Consider the following 16,194-nt stretch of genomic DNA (forward strand, 5'->3'; position numbering starts at 1 on the left):
GAGGCGCGAACCGATGGAACCGATGCCGGGCTGGGGGACGCTCCCCCGCATGCTGCGCGACCAGGCCGAGCAGCATCCCGGCGTCACCGTGGTCGCCGAGGGCGGCGCCTGCGTGACGTTGTCCGGGTTGCGGGCCGCGGCGTCCGGGATCGCCCGCGGCCTGATCGCCCTGGGCGTCGGCCCGGGTGACCGGGTGGCGATGTGGGGGGTAAACTCGGCGTACTGGGTGGCGCACGCCTTCGGGATCTGGGACGCGGGCGCGGTCATCGTGCCCCTCTCGTCCCGCTACAAGGGCATCGAGGCGGCCCAGCTCATCGAGAAGACGGGCGCGAAGGTCCTGATCACAGGCGCGGGCCCGGCGGACGCCCCGCTCGCCGGGCTGCTGCCGCCGCTTCCCGGCCTGCGGGTCGTGGGCCCCGAAATGGGCCCCGCAATAGGCCCCGCAATAGGCCCCGAAATAGGCGCTGAAATGGGCCCTGAGGCGGCCGGTTTACGGTCGCTGGGAGCGGAGGTCTCCGGTAGGGAGGCCGAGGACCGGGCGCTCGCCGTCCGCCCTGACGACCTGTGCGAGATCATGTCGACGTCGGGCACCACCGGAGCGCCCAAGGGGGTCATGCTCGACCACGCCCAGATCCTGCGCGGCTACTGGGACTGGTCCGAGATCGTCACCCTGGGCGAGCACGACCGCTACCCGGTGATCGCCCCGTTCAGCCACGGGTTCGGGCTGAACGCCGGGCTCATCGCGTGCGTGTTGCGCCGGGCCACGATGGTGCCGGTCCCGGTGTTCACGCCCGACGCCCTGATGTCGCTGATCTCGTCCGAGCGGGCGAGCGTGCTCGCCGGCCCGCCCACCCTGTTCCACCGGCTGCTCGACGAGCTGGACCGGGGCTCGTGGGACGTGTCGTCGCTGCGGGTGGCCATCTGCGGGGCCGCCGCCGTGCCGTCCGCCCTGATCACCAGGCTGGCCGAGCGGGTCGGGCTGGAGCGGATGATCAACGCGTACGGGCTGATGGAGGGCACGGTCGTCTCCATGACCAGGGCCGGCGACCCCATCGACGTGATCGCGAACACCACGGGCAGGCCCGTGCCCGGCATCGAGGTCAAGATCGTCGACGATGACGGCAAGGAGGTCGCGCCCGGCGAGCGCGGCGAGATCCTGCAGCGTGGCTACGGCGTGATGCGCGGCTACTGGAACGAGCCCGCGAGGACGGCCGAGACCGTCGACGCCGACGGCTGGCTGCGCACCGGCGACATCGGCGTGCTCGACGAGGCCGGCAACCTGGCCATCGTGGACCGCAAGAAGGAGCTCTACATCGTCAACGGGTTCAACGTCTCCCCCGCCGAGGTCGAGTCGCTGCTGCTGCGAGAGGGCTCGCTGGCGCAGGCCGCGGTCATCGGCGTGCCCGACCCGGTGGCGGGCGAGGCGGGCCTGGCGTACGTGGTCGCGCGGCCGGGTGTGACGCCCGACCCCGAGGCCCTGCTCGCCTGGGCGAGGGCCAGCATGTCCGGCCACAAGGTGCCCAAACGCGTCATCGTCGTCGACGCCCTGCCCGCCAACGCCAACGGCAAGATCGACAAGCGGGCCCTGCGCGACCGGCTGCCGTGAGCCTCAGGGGTCCCAAGGAAGGGACGGGCGCGTTACGGTGGGCTCGGCGCCTGAAAAACGGCCTGAAAAGCGGCCCGAATGAACGGCCCGATTGAGTGGCCCGGACGAGCGGTCATGTCGGCATTGACCGGTTGTGCGCTGTTCGCCGGCGGCGTTCATCCGGGCCGGCGATCGGGGATACATCGATCACACCGGCCGGTTGTACCTAAGGGGACACATGTCTCGTGCGACCGGGTGTTAGGAGGCAGCGTGGCGTTGCACGTGGCGGTCATCGGGTCGGGCCCCGCCGGAATCTACACGGCGGAGGCCCTGGTCAAGCAGTCGTCCGAGCCTGTCCATGTCGACGTGCTCGAACGCCTGCCGACCCCGTACGGGCTGGTAAGGTACGGCGTCGCGCCCGACCACACGTCGATCAAGTCGATCGCCAACTACCTGCGCAGGGTGCTGGAGCTGCCCGAGGTGCGCTTCCTCGGCGGCGTCACGCTGGGCGAGCACCTGTCCGTCGACGACCTGCTGGGCGTCTACGACGCGGTGGTCTACTGCACGGGCGCGATGGTCGACAGGAAGCTCGGCATCCCCGGCGAGGACCTGCCGGGTAGCGTGGCGGCGACCGACTTCGTCAACTGGTACTGCGGCCATCCCGACGTCGGCCCCGGCAGGTTCACGCTCGACACCTCCGAGGTCGCGGTGATCGGCGTCGGCAACGTGGCCGTCGACGTCGTCAGGGTGCTGGCCAAGACGTCCGACGAGCTGCGCTCGACCGACGTGCCCCACGACGTGCTCGAACGCCTCCAGGACAGCCAGGTCAAGGCCATCCACATGATCGGCCGCCGTGGCCCCGAGCACGCCAAGTTCACCCTGAAGGAGCTGCGCGAGCTCGGCGAGCTGGCCAACGCCGACGTCTGCGTCCGCCCCGAGGAGGCGGTCGTGCTGGGCGGCGACTTCCCGCGCCAGGTCCAGGGCAACATCAAGGTCCTGCAGTCGTGGGCCGAGCGCGAGCCGGTGGGCCGGCCGCGCCGCCTCGACGTGCGCTTCTGGCTGCGGCCCGTGGAGATCCTCGGCACGGAGCGGGTCGAGGGCATCACGCTCGAACGCACCCGGTTGTCGGACGAGGGCCGGGTGGTCGGCACGGGCGAGTTCGAGACGCTGCCCGTCGGCATGGTGCTGCGTTCCGTGGGTTACCAGAGCGTGCCGCTGCCCGGGGTGCCGTTCTCCGAGGCGACCATGACCGTGCCGCACGAGGCCGGCCGGGTGCGCGAGCGCGAATACGTGGCGGGCTGGCTCAAACGCGGGCCCACCGGGGTGATCGGCACCAACAAGTCCGACGCGGCGGAGACCGTGCGCACGCTCCTCGCCGACCTGGCGGCAGGCGGCGATGGACGCGAGCGGGCTCACCGCGGCTCCGTCGACGCGCTGCTGGCCGAGCGCGGGGCACGACCGGTGACGTACGAGGAGTGGCTGGCCATCGAGAGGGCCGAGACCGAGCTGGCCAGGTCGCTCGGCAGGGGCGAACGCGTCAAGCTTGTGGGCTTGGAGGCCATGTTCCGTGCGTGCCGGCCTTAGGGGTTTCGCGGAGACGTACACGATCCAGCAGGCCCGCTATCCCGCCGGCGAGCCGGAGTGGCAGCCGGTCCACACCGTCTACGTCCCCGCCGACCGGTTTACGGCCGGCACGGTCTCCGCGTGGGGCGATCAGGCGTCGTCCCTGGTCAAGGCCCATCTGGCCGGCCCCGGCGAGCTGGCCGAGGTGTTCGGCGTGCCCGGCGGGCTGGCGCCGGCCGTGCACGAGCGGGTAGTGCGCAAGCTCGCGTCCGAGCCCGTCGAGGACCTGCGCGTCGACTTCGAGGACGGCTACGGCGTGCGGCCGGGCCCGGTCGAGGACGGGCACGTGGAGCAGGCGGCCGAGGCGGTGGCCGCGCTGCACGCCGCCGGGGCGTTGCCGCGGCGGTGGGGGCTGCGGGTGAAGTCGTTCGCCGACGGCGACCCCGAGCGGTCGGTGCGCACGCTCGACGGGTTCGTCACGGGGGTGGTCTCGCGGGCCGGGGAACTGCCCGGCGGGTTCGTGGTGACCTTTCCCAAGGTGCTGATGGAGGCGTACCTCGGGCAGTTCGCCGAGGTGCTGGCGCGGCTGGAGAGCGGGCTCGGGACACGGCTGCGGTTCGAGATGCAGGTGGAGGCGCCGCAGACGCTGCACTTCCTGCGCGGCGACCTGCCCGAGTCGCTGGACGGCCGGCTGGCGGCGGCGCATTTCGGGGTCTTCGACTACACGGCGGCGATCGGGTTGCCGCCGCACGAGCAGCGGCTCGACCATCCGGCCTGCGACCACGCCAGGCACGTGATGCAGACCGCGTTCGCCGGCACGGGGGTGGAACTGTCCGACGGCTCGCTGGCCGCATCGCCGGCCTGCGGCCGGAAGGGGGACGTGCACACGCTGTGGCGCCGGCACGCCGAGCTCGTCAGGCACTCGCTGCGGCACGGCTACTACCAGGGCTGGGACATGCACCCGTCACACCTGGTGAGCAGGTTCGCCGCCGTCTACGCCTTCCACCTGGCCCGCTACGACTCCTACCGGGAGCGGGTCAGCGCGTGGGAGGAGCAGCGGGAGGCTGGAGGAGGCGTCATGGACGAGCCCGCCACCATCCGCACGCTGGCGGCGGCCCTCCGTCGCGCCGACGCGGCCCTTCAGTGAGCCCTCCGTTGGCCCTCCCGTGAGTGCGGGGGCTCAGTCGCGTTCGACCAGGGCGCGCCACTGGCGTACCAGGCGCCACTCGACCGGGTCCGACCAGCTCGCCCGCACGGCCGATCCGACGTGGAAGGCGCGGATGCCATAATCCAGCAGGGAGGGCACGTACGCTGGCCGCAGGCCGCCACCGGCCAGGATGATCGAGCCGTCGCCCGCCTCGGCGCGTGCCTTCAGCACCGGCAGCCCGTTCCCCACGCCCGTGGGAGAGCCCGAGGTGAGCACGGTGGCCAGGTTGGGGAGTAACCGCACGGCCCGCCACGACGCCTGCACGTCGGCGGCGTGGTCGACGGCGCGGTGGAACGTCCAGGGCAGCGGTGAGACGGCGTGGATGAGCGCCTCGGTGGCCGCCAGGTCGACCGCGCCGGCCCCGTCCAGGAATCCGAACACGAACCCCGCCGCCCCCGCCTGCGCCAGCGCCTTGGCGTCGCCCGCCAGCCGGTCGAGCGCGTCGGCGTCGGCGGTGAAGCCGGCGTCGCGCCGGAGCATCACCATCTGGGGGAGGGGGCATTCGGCGGCGATCGCGGCCACGGTCTCCGGGGAGGGGGTCAGCCCGTCGGCCGCCATGTCGGCGACGACCTCAAGCCGATCGGCTCCGCCCTGTTCAGCGGCCACGGCGTCGCGCACGTTGAGCGCGATCACCTCGAGCAGGGATCCGGTCATGCAGGAGAGGTTATATGGTGCTCTGCACCCTTCTGCCGCCGTAGCCCAAAAGGGCGGCACGATGACACCCCCACAGCGCCTCTCCGCCCGCCTGAGAGCCCCCGCACGGGGCCGCGCACCGGCGGGCCGCCTCATGTGCGGGCTGGCGGCGTCCACCCGTCCAAGAGACGCACACGCGGGCCCGGCCCCCGCGCGGGGGGCCGGGCCAGGAGCGTCAGGCGCTGATCAGCTCCGCCATCGTCAGGTCACGGAAGGCCGTGGCCGGAAGGTCCAGCGACGGGCGCTGGAAAAGGGCCCCGGAGGACCGGTGCGGCAGGTCCACCGTGCGGACGTGCCGGAAGCCCCGGGTGCGGTAGTAGCGCTGCAGCCGCGGATTGCCCTTGGCGCAGTCGAGCCGCAACCAGGGCAGCCCCGCGAAGTGGGCTGCGGCTCCGGCCCAGTCCAGCAGGGCGTCGCCGAGACCGCTGCCCGACCACGGGCGGGCGACGGCGAGCTTGTGGATGTAGAGCGCCGCGCCCGGATCGTCGGCAGGTCTCCAGAATTCCGGGTCGGCATGGTCGTCGAGGGCTATGGTGGCAACCGGTGGCGCCGCTTCGTCGGGGTCGAGATATCTGAGCTCGTCTTCGAGCAGGAAGAGCACCCGCTCCTCGATGAGCGGCTCGATCCGCTCGGGACCGAAACCCCCGCGGGGCCACTGCCTTAGACCCTGCGTATGGAGCCACTCGGCGGTGTCCGCCAGGAGAGTGATTACGCCGGGAAGGTCCGCGGGTTCCGCGCGCCGGAGCGCGAGCGGATGAAGCAGCGTGTTTGTGTGCATAATACAACTCCCGTTGCGTTGGGTACCCGCGCTGGCACAAAGCGTGATGAGGCGATGGTGCGCGGTGGCCGAAATGGGCCGTAACCCGATATATACGGATAAATGGCGATTTGGGGGAGTATGCACGACTCCCCCAGGCCAGCGAGGCGGCTAATTCTCGCTGCGCCCGGCCGGCGGGATCACCCCTTCAAACGAGCTCTTCAGCGGCGATCGAGCTCGTATCTGATCAGATGTTTGTCGGCGGGCAGCACCGACACCGCGACACGCACGGGCATATCGGCCCCGTCGAAACCAACACGGACATAGACCATGACTGGCGTGCCGAGTTCGAGCTGGAGGCGCTCGGCTTCCTCCTGGTTGGGCATGCGGGCCCAGATGTCGTCGACGACGCGGACCTGAGCATGCCCCAGCTCTTCCAGCACCCGGTTCGCCCCTCGCGCGATGTCTCCGGGCCTGGCGATCTCGGAGTCGGCGACGAGATCACGTGGAAAGTAGGAATCGTTGGTGTTGTACGGCTGGCCGTCCACGAACCGCAGACGACGTCTCACCACCGCCAATTCCCCATCGGCCAACTCCAGCCTGCTGGCGATCTCCTCGACCGGAGACACCGTCAGGACCTCGATGTACTGGCTCGGGGCGCGGCCTTCCTGCGCCACGGCGTAGGCGAAGGCTTCCCGAAGTTCCCCACTGGGTTGCGGCTCCAGCTCCCGCTGCGGATAGATCAGCAGCGGTCTGCGGTCTCGGACCACCGTCCCGCGCCGCGGCGTGCGCGTGACCAGCCCTTCGTTGACGAGTTCGCCGAGGGCCAGTCTGACGGTGTTCCTGCTCACCCCATGGTCTTCCATGAGCTGCGCCTCGGTCGGCAGCTGCGCCCCGGGGCCGAGGACACCCGAGTAGATGGCTCGTCTCAACTCCGAAGCCACCTGCTGATACAGCACCGACCTTGCCACTTTCACCCCTTTTGTTCCAACAATTTAGACGATCTGGTTCTAGCAGGCCACAACCCCTTGACCAAACCCCCTCGCCCGGCCCATCATCCATTCGTTGGTACAAATCCATCTATAGGCCGGTGAGGAGGTGAAGGCCAGTGTTGCCGGACCGCACGGATATGCCATACCCGCGCTGGCATGCCTCTCGCGATGCAACACGTTTACTGCGTTACGCGTTGCGTCGCCAGAGGTTCACCCACACCTACCAGAGCAATGGCACCTCCGTGCAATCGGTGTCGACTGAGCTGACCGTGTGGTGCGAAGACGGAACCTTTGTCTGGAATGAGGAGGGTGGCGCCCCCGTCACGCACCCCAACGATGACCCGGTTGGTACAGCTCAACGCATCGCCGTACGCTGCCGGCAGCGCGAGCCTTCGCACTCCCCATCGACTCCGTGTGTGAGCTAACGGTCTAGGACTCCATCCCTCGCCGGAGTCCTGGCGCCGTCGCACACGGGGCAGGAAGCGCGTCCTGGCGGGTCCCCCACGCCCGCCAGGACGCGTTTTCCTCCGAGGACCGACCAGTTGCCCGGGAATTCGACCGGCTACAGCCTCTTCTCCCGTTGCGAGGCTCACTCCGGTCAGGCGGCGCCCGGGCCAGGCCGGGCCGACACAGCCGGGGCCGGACAGACCGGCAGGCAGGCTCGTAAGCAGGCCCGCGAGCAGGCAGGGTCGCAACCCACGACCTCACGGTCGCGCCCGTCACCACGCCAGAACCTCTCACGTCAGCCACCACCGAGCCGTCCGCGTTGACGCCTACCGCATCATCATCAACCCTCGGGGCCCGACCTGTGAGCCGCTTGGGAAAGGCGGGGCTGGTGGGGTTTTCCGGTACCAATCGAATTTGCGGCGCAAGATCAACCAGCGCGAGACCTTGCGCCGCGACCGACGATCGTCTAGGGCCCTGGCCGCCAGTCGACCAGCGTCAGGTCCGCGTCGACCCGGGTGTAGGAGGCCGTGACCCGCTCGCCATGCTCCGGCGGTCGCCGGCCGCGCCAGTTCCCGCACACGAAGCAGCCGGGGACCGCCGCCAGCCTGACCATCACCACCACATACGGCTCCCGCAGGCCGGGCACGAAGGGCTGGTGGTTGACGATCCAGCTCTCCACCGTTCCCTCGGGCGCCACCGCCCGCCAGTGCGCGCCCTCCGTACGGCACCGCGCGCAGAACGCCCTCGCCGGGAAGCGGGCCGTGCCGCAGGCGTCGCACACCTGCACCGCGAACTCCCGCCTGCCGACCCGCTCCCACCACTCCCGGGAATCGCGGTCGGGCTCCGGACGGTATCCCGCCATCACGGCCTCCGCAGGATCAGGGCCGAGGTGGCCGGGAGGATGTAGCCGGGCTGGGCCGTGGACAGTGCCACCTCCGCGCCCGGCACCTGGCGCTCGCCGGCGTCGCCCCTCAGCTGGGAGACCGCCTCGGCGATGTGGTTCATCCCGTGCACGTAGCCCTCGGACAGGAATCCGCCGTGTGTGTTGACCGGAAGCCGGCCGCCCGTCGCGGTGGCGCCCGAGGCCACGTACGGTCCGCCCTCACCCTTGCCGCAGAAGCCGTAGTCCTCCAACTGGACGATCACCGAGTACGTGAAGCAGTCGTACACCTCGGCCACGTCGATGTCGTCCGGCCCGAGACCGGCCTGCGCGTACAGGCGCGGGGCGAGCGCGGCGGCCGCGGTCACCGTGGGGTCGGCGCCGGGGCCCGACAGGTGGGTGGTGCCGCCGCCCCAGGCCGCGGCCGAGATCAGCACGGGAGGGCGGCGCAGGGCGCGGGCGCGTTCGGCGGTGGTGACGACGACGGCGCAGGCGCCGTCCGTTTCCAGGCAGCAGTCCATGAGGCGGAACGGCTCGGCGATCCACCTGCTCGCCAGGTAGTCGTCCAGGGTGATGGGGGTGCGCATCAGGGCGCGGGGGTTCTTGGCGGCGTTCGCGCGCTGGGTGACGGCCAGGTGCCCGAAGTGCTCGGCTTTTGTCCCATATTTCAACATGTGGGCGCGGGCGTACATGGCGTACTGCTGCGGTGGCGCGACATAGCCGTACGGAGCCTGGTACTGCACCTCCGGGCTCACCGGCACGCCCCGGCCGGTGCCGCCCATACGGAACTCCGAGCGGGCGTTGATGGCCCGGTAGCAGACGACCGTCTCGGCCATGCCCGTCGCGACCGCCAGCGCGGCCTGGCCGACGACCGCGTGCGAGACGCTGCCGCCGCCGAACTGGTCCAGGTGCCAGGCCAGATCCGTCAGCCCGAGGGCGGGGCCGACCAGGGTCGGCGGGGCCGAGTCGCCCACGCGGTGCGTGGCCAGGCCGTCCACCTGGTCCACGGGCAGCCCTGCGTCCTCAAGGGCGGCCAGCACGGCACGGCAGGCCAGCGTCAGGGTGCTGACGCCCGAGTTCTTGGTGAAGGGGGTGTAACCGACCCCGGCTATCGCGGTCAGGTCAGAGAAAGCAAGCAAGCGCTTGGGCACAACCGTCACGTTAGACAGGACATTTCACCCATGTCAACGCACCTCTCGCGGCCCGGCTTGACACTGTTCCCGGGTTCACCCTACCGTCCAAGCAAGCGCTTGGTAATATTAGGCGCACCCGGTGGACGAGGAGGCGGACCATGAGCACACACGCTGCCCGGCTCATCGCGCCGGACGGCTGTCGCGGCCTTCCGACGCCCCATCAGCGCAGAGTCCGCAACGGAGCCGCCATGCCGCCAGGCCCCTCACCAGGCCACCTCGACACCCTCCGCTTCCGCCAGGTGCTCGGCAGGTTCGCGACCGGCGTGGTGGCCATCACGGCGGTCGAGCCGATCAGCGAGGAGCCCTGCGGCCTGGCGGCCAACTCCTTCACCTCGGTCTCACTCGATCCGCCCCTCGTGGCGTTCTGCGTCGCGCACACCAGCACGAGCTGGCCCAAGGTACGCGGCGCCAAGGTCGTCACGGTGAACGTGCTGGCCGAGCACCAGCAGTCCGTGTGCGCCCAGCTGGCGGCCAAGGGCGGCGACAAGTTCGCCGGCCTGACGTGGACCGGCTCCCCCGGCGGCAACCCCGTTCTCGACGGCGCGCTGGCCTGGATCGACTGCGCCGTCGAGGCCGAGCACCTGGCGGGCGACCACATGATCGTGGTGGCTCGGGTGCTCCAGCTCGACACCCACGCGGACGGCGGCCCGCTGGTGTTCTTCCGCGGCGACTACGGCGGCTTCGTTGCGCCTGCCTGACCCGGAGACGCCAGGCGGCCTTCGCGAGCAGGCGCGGACCTGGCTGGAGGAGGCGCTGAGCGGCGAGTTCGCCCATGTGCGCGGGCTGGGCGGCCCCGGACGCGAGCACGAGGGACACGAGGAGCGGCTGGCGTGGGAGCGCCACCTCGGCAGGGCCGGCTGGACCTGCCTGGGCTGGCCCCGCCGGTACGGCGGCCGCGCCGCCTCCCTGGAGGACCAGGTGGCCTTCCACGAGGAGTACGCCAGGGCGCGGGCCCCCGCCAGGGTCGGCCACATCGGCGAAGGGCTGATCGGCCCGACCCTTCTCGAGTTCGGCACCGACGAGCAGAAGGAGCGGTTCCTCCCACCGATCCAGCGCGGCGAGGAGCTGTGGTGCCAGGGCTACTCCGAGCCCGAGGCCGGATCCGACCTGGCGAACGTCCAGACCAGGGCCCGCCTGGAGGGCGGCACGTGGGTGGTCACCGGCCAGAAGGTGTGGACCTCGCTGGCCCACGTGGCCCACTGGTGCTTCGTCCTGTGCCGTACGGAGGAGGGCTCGCAGCGCCACCGCGGACTGTCCTACCTGCTCCTCCCGATGGACCAGCCCGGAGTCGTCGTCCGGCCGATCGTCCAGCTGACCGGGACGTCCGAGTTCAACGAGGTGTTCTTCGACGGCGCGCGCACGGCGGCGGGCAACGTCCTCGGCGCGCCCGGCGACGGCTGGCGGGTGGCGATGGCCACGCTCGGCTACGAGCGCGGCGCGTCCACGCTGGGGCAGCAGATCGGCTTCCGGCGCGAGCTGGCCGAGGTGATCGCGACGGCCGAGCGGACGGGCGCGGCGGACGATCCCGTGCTGCGCGACCGGATCGTCAGATCGTGGCTGGAGCTGGAGATCATGCGCCTCAACGCGCTCAGCATGCTGCGCCCCGGCCCCGGCCCCGAGGTGTCGATCGCCAAGCTCTACTGGTCGGAGTGGCACCGCAGGCTGGGCGAGCTGGCGCAGGCCGTACAGGGCAAGGCCGGGCTGGTGGCCGACGGCGGGCTCAACGAGCTGCAGCGCCTCTACCTGTTCAGCCGCGCGGACACGATCTATGCCGGATCCAGCGAGATCCAGCGGAACATCATCGCCGAGCGCACCCTGGGACTCCCCCGCTGATTGGAGCCTCATGCCCCAGACCTACCCCAAGGCGCACGGCCTGCTCGACGGCAAGGTGACGCTGGTCACGGCGGCCGCGGGAGCCGGCATCGGATACGCGACGGCCAGGCGCTGCGCCGAGGAGGGCGCGACGGTCGTCGTCTCCGACCGGCACGAGCGCCGCCTGGCCGCCGCCGCCGAGGCCCTGACCGAGCTCATCGGCGTCAAGCCGCTGGCGGTTCCGTGCGACGTGACCTCCGAGGCGCAGGTGCTGGCGCTGTTCGACGCGGCGGTCGAGGCGCACGGCAGGCTGGACGTGGTGGTGAACAACGCCGGGCTCGGCGGCACGGCCCCGCTCGCGGAGATGACCGACGAGCAGTGGCACACGGTCGTCGACGTCACCCTGACCGGCACCATGCGCTGCACGAGGGCCGCGCTCAGGCAGATGATCACGCAGGGCTCGGGCGTCATCGTCAACAACGCCTCGGTGCTCGGCTGGCGAGCCCAGCCGGGCCAGGCGCACTACGCGGCGGCCAAGGCCGGCGTGATGGCTCTGACCCGGTGCGTCGCATTGGAGGCGGCCGAGCACGGTGTGCGGGTGAACGCCGTGGCGCCGTCGCTGGCGGTGCACCCGCATTTGGCGAAGGTGAGCGGGGAGGAGTTGCTGGCGGAACTGGCGGCCAAGGAGGCGTTCGGCCGGTCGGCGGAGCCGTGGGAGGTGGCCAACGTGATCGTCTTCCTGGCCAGCGGCTACTCCTCGTACATGACGGGCGAGGTGATCTCGGTCTCCTGCCAGCACCCGTGACTCTCGCGCGAGGGACGCGACCCGGGAGGTCAGGGAAAGATCAGGGTAGGCGGGAGGGGCGTCGAGATTTACTGTCCGGAGTATGGGCACACGCTCTTCGTTCCTGCTCGATGTCCTCATGACGGAGTTCGGCGAGTCGATCAAGAAAGATCCTGCGGCGTTCAGGCGGAAATTTCGGAAAATGGCGGCTTCGCCCTTCGCCTTCTACCGGGGCAGCGCCTGCCTGTTCTACGCCGACATGACCGGCCAGTACGCGGACGACTCCTTCCTCGACGGGCCGACCAACAGGGTGTGGATCCACGGCGACCTGCACGCGGAGAACTTCGGCACGTACATGAACGCCTCCGGCGTCCTCGTCTTCAACGTCAACGACTTCGACGAGGCGTACGTCGGCCCGTACGTCTGGGACCTCAAGCGGTTCGCCGCCAGCGTGGCCCTGCTCGGGTACGCCAAGGCGCTGTCCGACGACTCGATCAGCGTGCTCGTGACCGACTTCGCCGGGGCGTACCTGGTCGAGCTGACCGCCATCGCGGCGGGCGGTGACGACGCGATCGGCTCGCTCACGCTGGACACCACCACCGGCGTGTTGCACCGCGTGCTGCAGACGGCCCGGCTGCGCACGCGGGTGGCGCTGCTGGACGTCGAGACCGTGATCGACGGCTACGACCGGCGCTTCGCGCTCATGGCGGGACGGGAGCCGGTGGACGCGGCGACACGGCAGGCCGTGCTCGGCGCGTTCGTGGACTACCTGACCACGCTGCCGGTGCGGGTGGACCCGGTGGAGCAGGTGATCAAGGACGTGGCGCTGCGCAAGGGCGTGGGCATCGGGTCGGCGGGGCTGCCGTCGTACAACCTGCTGCTGGAAGGACACTCGCAGGCGCTGGAGAACGACGTGATCCTCTACATGAAGCAGGCGGCGGCGCCCGCCGTGGCGCGGCACGTCACCGATGAGAAGGTGTCCGCGTACTTCAAGCACCAGGGGCACCGTACGGCCGAGTCCCAGCGGGCGTTGCAGGACTACGCCGATCCCTGGCTCGGGTACACCACGCTCAACGGTGTGGGGCAGCTCGTGGCGGAGGTGTCCCCGTACTCGGCGGACCTGGACTGGGACGACGTGAACGAACCGGCCGAGCTGCGCTCGATCGTCCAGGACCTGGGGCGGGCGGTGGCGCGGATGCACTCGGTGGCCGATGACGAATCCAGTCACGACCTCGTCGACTTCTCGACGGAGGAGGCGATCGTGGGCGTGATCGGCAGCGACAGGTCCGGATTTATCGGCATGCTGGTGGATTTCGCCCATCGGTACGGGGCACAGGCCCGCGAAGACCACCAGAAGTTCGTCGACCTGTTCCGCAACGGCCGGCTCCCTGGCGTCTGAACCGGCGCACGGGACGGGCGCACGGGACGGGCCCATGTGGACGGGCCCATGTGGACGGGCCTCGCACGGCGGCTGCTCGGAGCCGTCGGCGGCTAGCAACCGACCGTTCGGTATGGCATGCTTCCGGAACATGACCCTGTTCTCGGTGGAAGGCAAGACAGTCGTCGTCACGGGCGGATCGCGCGGCATCGGACGCATGATCGCCGCCGGGTTCGTGGAGGCGGGGGCGTCCGTTTACATATCCGCCCGCAAGACGGCCGAGGTCGAGAAGACGGCGGCCGAGCTGGGCTGCGTCGCGGTGCCGGCCGACCTGTCCACGCCCGAGGGGCTGGAGTCACTGGTGTCGGCGGTGGACGGGCCACTGCACGTGCTGGTCAACAACGCGGGCGCCACCTGGGGGGCTCCGCTGGAGGAATATCCGGAGCACGCCTTCGACAAGCTCTGGAACATCAACGTCAAAGGGGTCTTCTACCTGACCCAGCAATTCCTGCCGAGGCTCAGGGAGGCGGCGAGCGCGGACGACCCGGCGCGCGTGATCAACGTGGGCTCGATCGACGGGATCAAGGTGCCGGCGCTGCCGAGCTATGCCTATTCCTCGACGAAGTCGGCCGTGCACATGCTCACCCGGCACCTGGCCAGACACCTGGCCAAGGAGCACATCACGGTCAACGCCATCGCACCCGGGCCCTTCGACTCCAAGATGATGGCCTTCGCCCTGGACGACCCCGAGACCCGCGAGAGCATCGCCTCCAGCGTGCCCATGGGCCGCATCGGGCGCCCCGACGACATGGCGGGCGCGGCCATCTATCTGTCGTCGCGGGCGGGCGCGTACCTGACAGGAACGGTCATCCCGGTGGACGGCGGGATCTCCTGCTGAATGAGCCGGGCCAGGCCGGACCCGTCACTGGGAAGGGTGCGGGGACGGCGGCGAGCACCTTCCCGGCGGGTCCGGCCTGGCCCGGGGCTCGTGGCGCGCGCGTTCTGGCGGACCGCGGCGCCGTGGCGCGGGACTAGTCGAGCACGTCGTCGATGGCCACGTCGCCACCGTGGGTCGCGGTCACGGCGACGCCGTTGACGTTGTTGACCCCGGTCGCGCCGCGACCGCTCACGTTGCTGTTGACGACGTTGCCGAAGTTGTTGCCCGACTGGATGGCGTTGCGGTTGCGGCTTGCGTTGCCGGCGTTGGTGTCGGCGAACGCGGGGGCCGACATGAGAGCCATCCCGGTCGCGGCGGCGACGACGATGCCGGACACGCAGAGCTTCTTCATGTGAGGTCCTTTCACTGTTCGGGTCACTGTTCGGGTCACTGTTCGGGTTGGTCGGACGTCAGCCGGTCAGTCGAAGATGTAGATCACCGTGATGCCGCCGTTGGTGGCGGTCGGGGCTATGCCGTTGACGTTGTTGACGTTCGTCGAGTCGTCCTGGCCGCGGTTGGCGGCGAAGACGTCGGCGAAGTTGTTGCCGGACTGGGTGGAGTCGCTGTTACGGCTCCAGTTGGTCGCCCAGGAGCGCCCATCCCAGGGGCCGGCCACGTCATCGGCGTGAGCGGGGACGGCGAACAGCAGCCCGCCGGCGACCGCCGACACCGCGGCCGCGGCGCACACCCTTTTGATCACTTCTGCTCCTTCACCGGTATGGAAGTCGCCGGGGGCAGCGGACGCCGTGGGCCCGAAGGCGCACCACCAGCCCCATTGACCTTTGTTGACCTCAGCGGATCAAGGCCAGTGCGAGCATATAACCGTACGTTGCCGATGAGTAGCTCTGAGTGATCAGAACTTTGTTCGGCCATGACGCGGCCCCAGGGCGCCGGTGACCCGCGAGGTCCGGCCCTCCTGGGGATGCCCGTAGACGCCCCACGGACCGTGCGTCACTACGGTGGTTCAGCTACGCCCTCGCACACGATGGGCGCACGCTCGGCCAGGCGGAAGGCCGGTCGTCGATTCCGGAACTTCCGAGGGCCTGACGCAGGGACGGGCTGGGCGGATGGCTCAACGCCACCGAGGTGGGACTCAGCGGGGCGCGGGCCGCGCCTCAGCGGCGGGCTCGACGGGGTTCGGCGACGTGCTCCCTTCGGCCAGGTGGCGCCAGGCCGGGGTCTCGCCGCCACCGTCCACCCGCACCTCGGCACCGGTGACGTAGCCAGGCGCCGCCAGCCACAGGCACACCTGGGCCACGTCGCCGGGTGTCGCCATCCGGCCCGCGGGGATGGTCGCCCCGATCCGGCCGGTGCCCATCTCACCGGCCTCCGGGTCGCCGGTCTCCATCCCACCGACCTCCATCCCACCGGCCCCCGTCTCGCCGGTCTCCAACTCACCGGCCCCCGTCTCACCGACCTCCTGGTCGCCGCCGACCGCCGGAGCGGTGCCCGTCGGCCCAGCGCCCCGCACCAGAACATGGCCACCGGCCGTCGAACCGGTGCCGCCCTGGTGGGGCTCGTAGTGAGGGGTGGCGCCAGTTGTGGCGGCCAGGCCGACGACGATCGTGTTGACCCGTACGCGGGGTGCCCACTCGGCGGCCAGGCAGCGGGCCAGATGGTGCAGGCCCGCCTTGGCGGCGCCGTACGCGGCGGTGCCGGGCGAGGGGCGGCTGCCGCTGACGCTGCCGATCATCACGATCGCACCGCAGGAGGCGGCGAGCAGCGGGTACGCGCGCTGCGCCACGAGCAGCGGGGCCGTCAGGTTGAGGTCGATGACGCGGGCGTGCAGGCGCGGCGAGGTGCCGTCCAGCGGCGCGTACGGTGACCCGCCCGCGTTGTTGACCACCACGTCGAGCCGGGCGAAGCCGGAGACGAGCCGGTCGACGTCCTCGGGGACGCGCACGTCGGCCTGGACGAACCGGATCTCACCGGCCGCCACGGGCCCGGGTGGGGTGCGGGTGGACGC

The 16,194-nt window shown here is 70.7% G+C and carries 16 protein-coding genes; 8 read left to right on the forward strand and 8 right to left on the reverse strand.

Translation table 11 applies throughout. The annotated features are described in order from the left end of the window. Window positions 1-13: 13 nt before the first annotated feature. The 3 genes from E1294_RS10650 to E1294_RS10660 all read left to right on the forward strand — a co-directional run bounded on the left by E1294_RS10650 (window position 14) and on the right by E1294_RS10660 (window position 4,295). Entirely contained in the window at window positions 14-1,606 is a 1,593-nt protein-coding gene (locus E1294_RS10650) for an AMP-binding protein (protein WP_165977214.1), read from the forward strand. A gap of 249 nt (window positions 1,607-1,855) precedes the next feature. After that, the gene (locus E1294_RS10655; protein ID WP_246082929.1) at window positions 1,856-3,169 is read left to right on the forward strand and encodes an FAD-dependent oxidoreductase; all 1,314 of its coding nucleotides are present in this window, start codon (window positions 1,856-1,858) and stop codon (window positions 3,167-3,169) included. Continuing rightward, complete coding sequence (locus tag E1294_RS10660; protein ID WP_246082930.1) at window positions 3,153-4,295, forward strand: DUF6986 family protein; 1,143 nt, start codon at window positions 3,153-3,155, stop codon at window positions 4,293-4,295. The genes E1294_RS10655 and E1294_RS10660 overlap by 17 nt, the downstream gene beginning before the upstream one ends. A gap of 33 nt (window positions 4,296-4,328) precedes the next feature. Here the strand turns inward: E1294_RS10660 and E1294_RS10665 are convergent, their stop codons facing one another. From E1294_RS10665 to E1294_RS10685, 5 genes are all read right to left on the reverse strand, one after another. After that, on the reverse strand, window positions 4,329-5,009 hold the full coding sequence (locus tag E1294_RS10665) for a copper homeostasis protein CutC (protein ID WP_132507337.1): 681 nt from the start codon (window positions 5,007-5,009) through the stop codon (window positions 4,329-4,331). A gap of 214 nt (window positions 5,010-5,223) precedes the next feature. Continuing rightward, a complete protein-coding gene (locus tag E1294_RS10670) occupies window positions 5,224-5,826 on the reverse strand; it encodes a GNAT family N-acetyltransferase (protein ID WP_132507339.1) in 603 nt (200 codons plus the stop codon). A 200-nt stretch (window positions 5,827-6,026) separates the two neighbouring features. Next, on the reverse strand, window positions 6,027-6,782 hold the full coding sequence (locus tag E1294_RS10675) for a GntR family transcriptional regulator (protein WP_342775043.1): 756 nt from the start codon (window positions 6,780-6,782) through the stop codon (window positions 6,027-6,029). 928 nt (window positions 6,783-7,710) lie between these two features. Further along, window positions 7,711-8,106, reverse strand: a complete 396-nt coding sequence (locus E1294_RS10680; protein WP_132507341.1) for a Zn-ribbon domain-containing OB-fold protein — start codon at window positions 8,104-8,106, stop codon at window positions 7,711-7,713. After that, window positions 8,106-9,263 (reverse strand): thiolase C-terminal domain-containing protein, encoded by a 1,158-nt coding sequence (locus E1294_RS10685; protein ID WP_132507343.1) that lies wholly within the window; start codon window positions 9,261-9,263, stop codon window positions 8,106-8,108. Before E1294_RS10685 ends, E1294_RS10680 begins: the two co-directional genes overlap by 1 nt. A 152-nt stretch (window positions 9,264-9,415) precedes the next feature. On the opposite strand from E1294_RS10685, the gene E1294_RS10690 reads away from it, so the two are divergent. The 5 genes from E1294_RS10690 to E1294_RS10710 all read left to right on the forward strand — a co-directional run bounded on the left by E1294_RS10690 (window position 9,416) and on the right by E1294_RS10710 (window position 14,189). Next, window positions 9,416-10,015, forward strand: a complete 600-nt coding sequence (locus tag E1294_RS10690; protein ID WP_220447654.1) for a flavin reductase family protein — start codon at window positions 9,416-9,418, stop codon at window positions 10,013-10,015. Next, window positions 10,002-11,150, forward strand: a complete 1,149-nt coding sequence (locus E1294_RS10695; RefSeq protein WP_425465200.1) for an acyl-CoA dehydrogenase family protein — start codon at window positions 10,002-10,004, stop codon at window positions 11,148-11,150. The genes E1294_RS10690 and E1294_RS10695 overlap by 14 nt, the downstream gene beginning before the upstream one ends. 10 nt (window positions 11,151-11,160) lie before the next feature. Next, window positions 11,161-11,934 carry an SDR family oxidoreductase gene (locus tag E1294_RS10700; protein WP_220447655.1) on the forward strand — a complete coding sequence of 258 codons (774 nt, stop codon included), beginning with the start codon at window positions 11,161-11,163 and terminating at the stop codon, window positions 11,932-11,934. An 82-nt stretch (window positions 11,935-12,016) separates the two neighbouring features. Beyond that, on the forward strand, window positions 12,017-13,312 hold the full coding sequence (locus E1294_RS10705; RefSeq protein WP_132507347.1) for a DUF2252 domain-containing protein: 1,296 nt from the start codon (window positions 12,017-12,019) through the stop codon (window positions 13,310-13,312). A 130-nt stretch (window positions 13,313-13,442) separates the two neighbouring features. Continuing rightward, window positions 13,443-14,189: an SDR family oxidoreductase gene (locus E1294_RS10710; protein ID WP_246082932.1), complete on the forward strand. Its 747-nt coding sequence runs from the start codon at window positions 13,443-13,445 to the stop codon at window positions 14,187-14,189. Window positions 14,190-14,322: 133 nt separating this feature from the next. Here E1294_RS10710 and E1294_RS10715 read toward each other — a convergent pair whose 3' ends face one another. From E1294_RS10715 to E1294_RS55635, 3 genes are all read right to left on the reverse strand, one after another. After that, on the reverse strand, window positions 14,323-14,580 hold the full coding sequence (locus E1294_RS10715; RefSeq protein WP_132507351.1) for a hypothetical protein: 258 nt from the start codon (window positions 14,578-14,580) through the stop codon (window positions 14,323-14,325). Between the two features lie 66 nt (window positions 14,581-14,646). After that, a complete protein-coding gene (locus tag E1294_RS10720) occupies window positions 14,647-14,928 on the reverse strand; it encodes a hypothetical protein (protein WP_132507353.1) in 282 nt (93 codons plus the stop codon). A 393-nt stretch (window positions 14,929-15,321) separates the two neighbouring features. Beyond that, window positions 15,322-16,194 (reverse strand): SDR family oxidoreductase (locus E1294_RS55635; RefSeq protein ID WP_281284407.1); only part of this gene is annotated, 873 nt, incomplete at its 5' end.

This window comes from Nonomuraea diastatica, assembly GCF_004349015.1.
Taxonomy (GTDB): Bacteria; Actinomycetota; Actinomycetes; order Streptosporangiales; family Streptosporangiaceae; genus Nonomuraea; species Nonomuraea diastatica.

What these genes read in the sequence shown, in the direction of transcription:
- E1294_RS10680 (WP_132507341.1), bottom strand. Translation starts at nt 8,106, where the DNA reads ATGGCGGGATACCGTCCGGAGCCCGACCGCGATTCCCGGGAGTGGTGG.
- E1294_RS10705 (WP_132507347.1), top strand. Translation starts at nt 12,017, where the DNA reads ATGGGCACACGCTCTTCGTTCCTGCTCGATGTCCTCATGACGGAGTTC.
- E1294_RS10715 (WP_132507351.1), bottom strand. Translation starts at nt 14,580, where the DNA reads ATGAAGAAGCTCTGCGTGTCCGGCATCGTCGTCGCCGCCGCGACCGGG.
- E1294_RS10670 (WP_132507339.1), bottom strand. Translation starts at nt 5,826, where the DNA reads ATGCACACAAACACGCTGCTTCATCCGCTCGCGCTCCGGCGCGCGGAA.
- E1294_RS10700 (WP_220447655.1), top strand. Translation starts at nt 11,161, where the DNA reads ATGCCCCAGACCTACCCCAAGGCGCACGGCCTGCTCGACGGCAAGGTG.
- E1294_RS10650 (WP_165977214.1), top strand. Translation starts at nt 14, where the DNA reads ATGGAACCGATGCCGGGCTGGGGGACGCTCCCCCGCATGCTGCGCGAC.
- E1294_RS10710 (WP_246082932.1), top strand. Translation starts at nt 13,443, where the DNA reads ATGACCCTGTTCTCGGTGGAAGGCAAGACAGTCGTCGTCACGGGCGGA.
- E1294_RS10690 (WP_220447654.1), top strand. Translation starts at nt 9,416, where the DNA reads ATGAGCACACACGCTGCCCGGCTCATCGCGCCGGACGGCTGTCGCGGC.
- E1294_RS10665 (WP_132507337.1), bottom strand. Translation starts at nt 5,009, where the DNA reads ATGACCGGATCCCTGCTCGAGGTGATCGCGCTCAACGTGCGCGACGCC.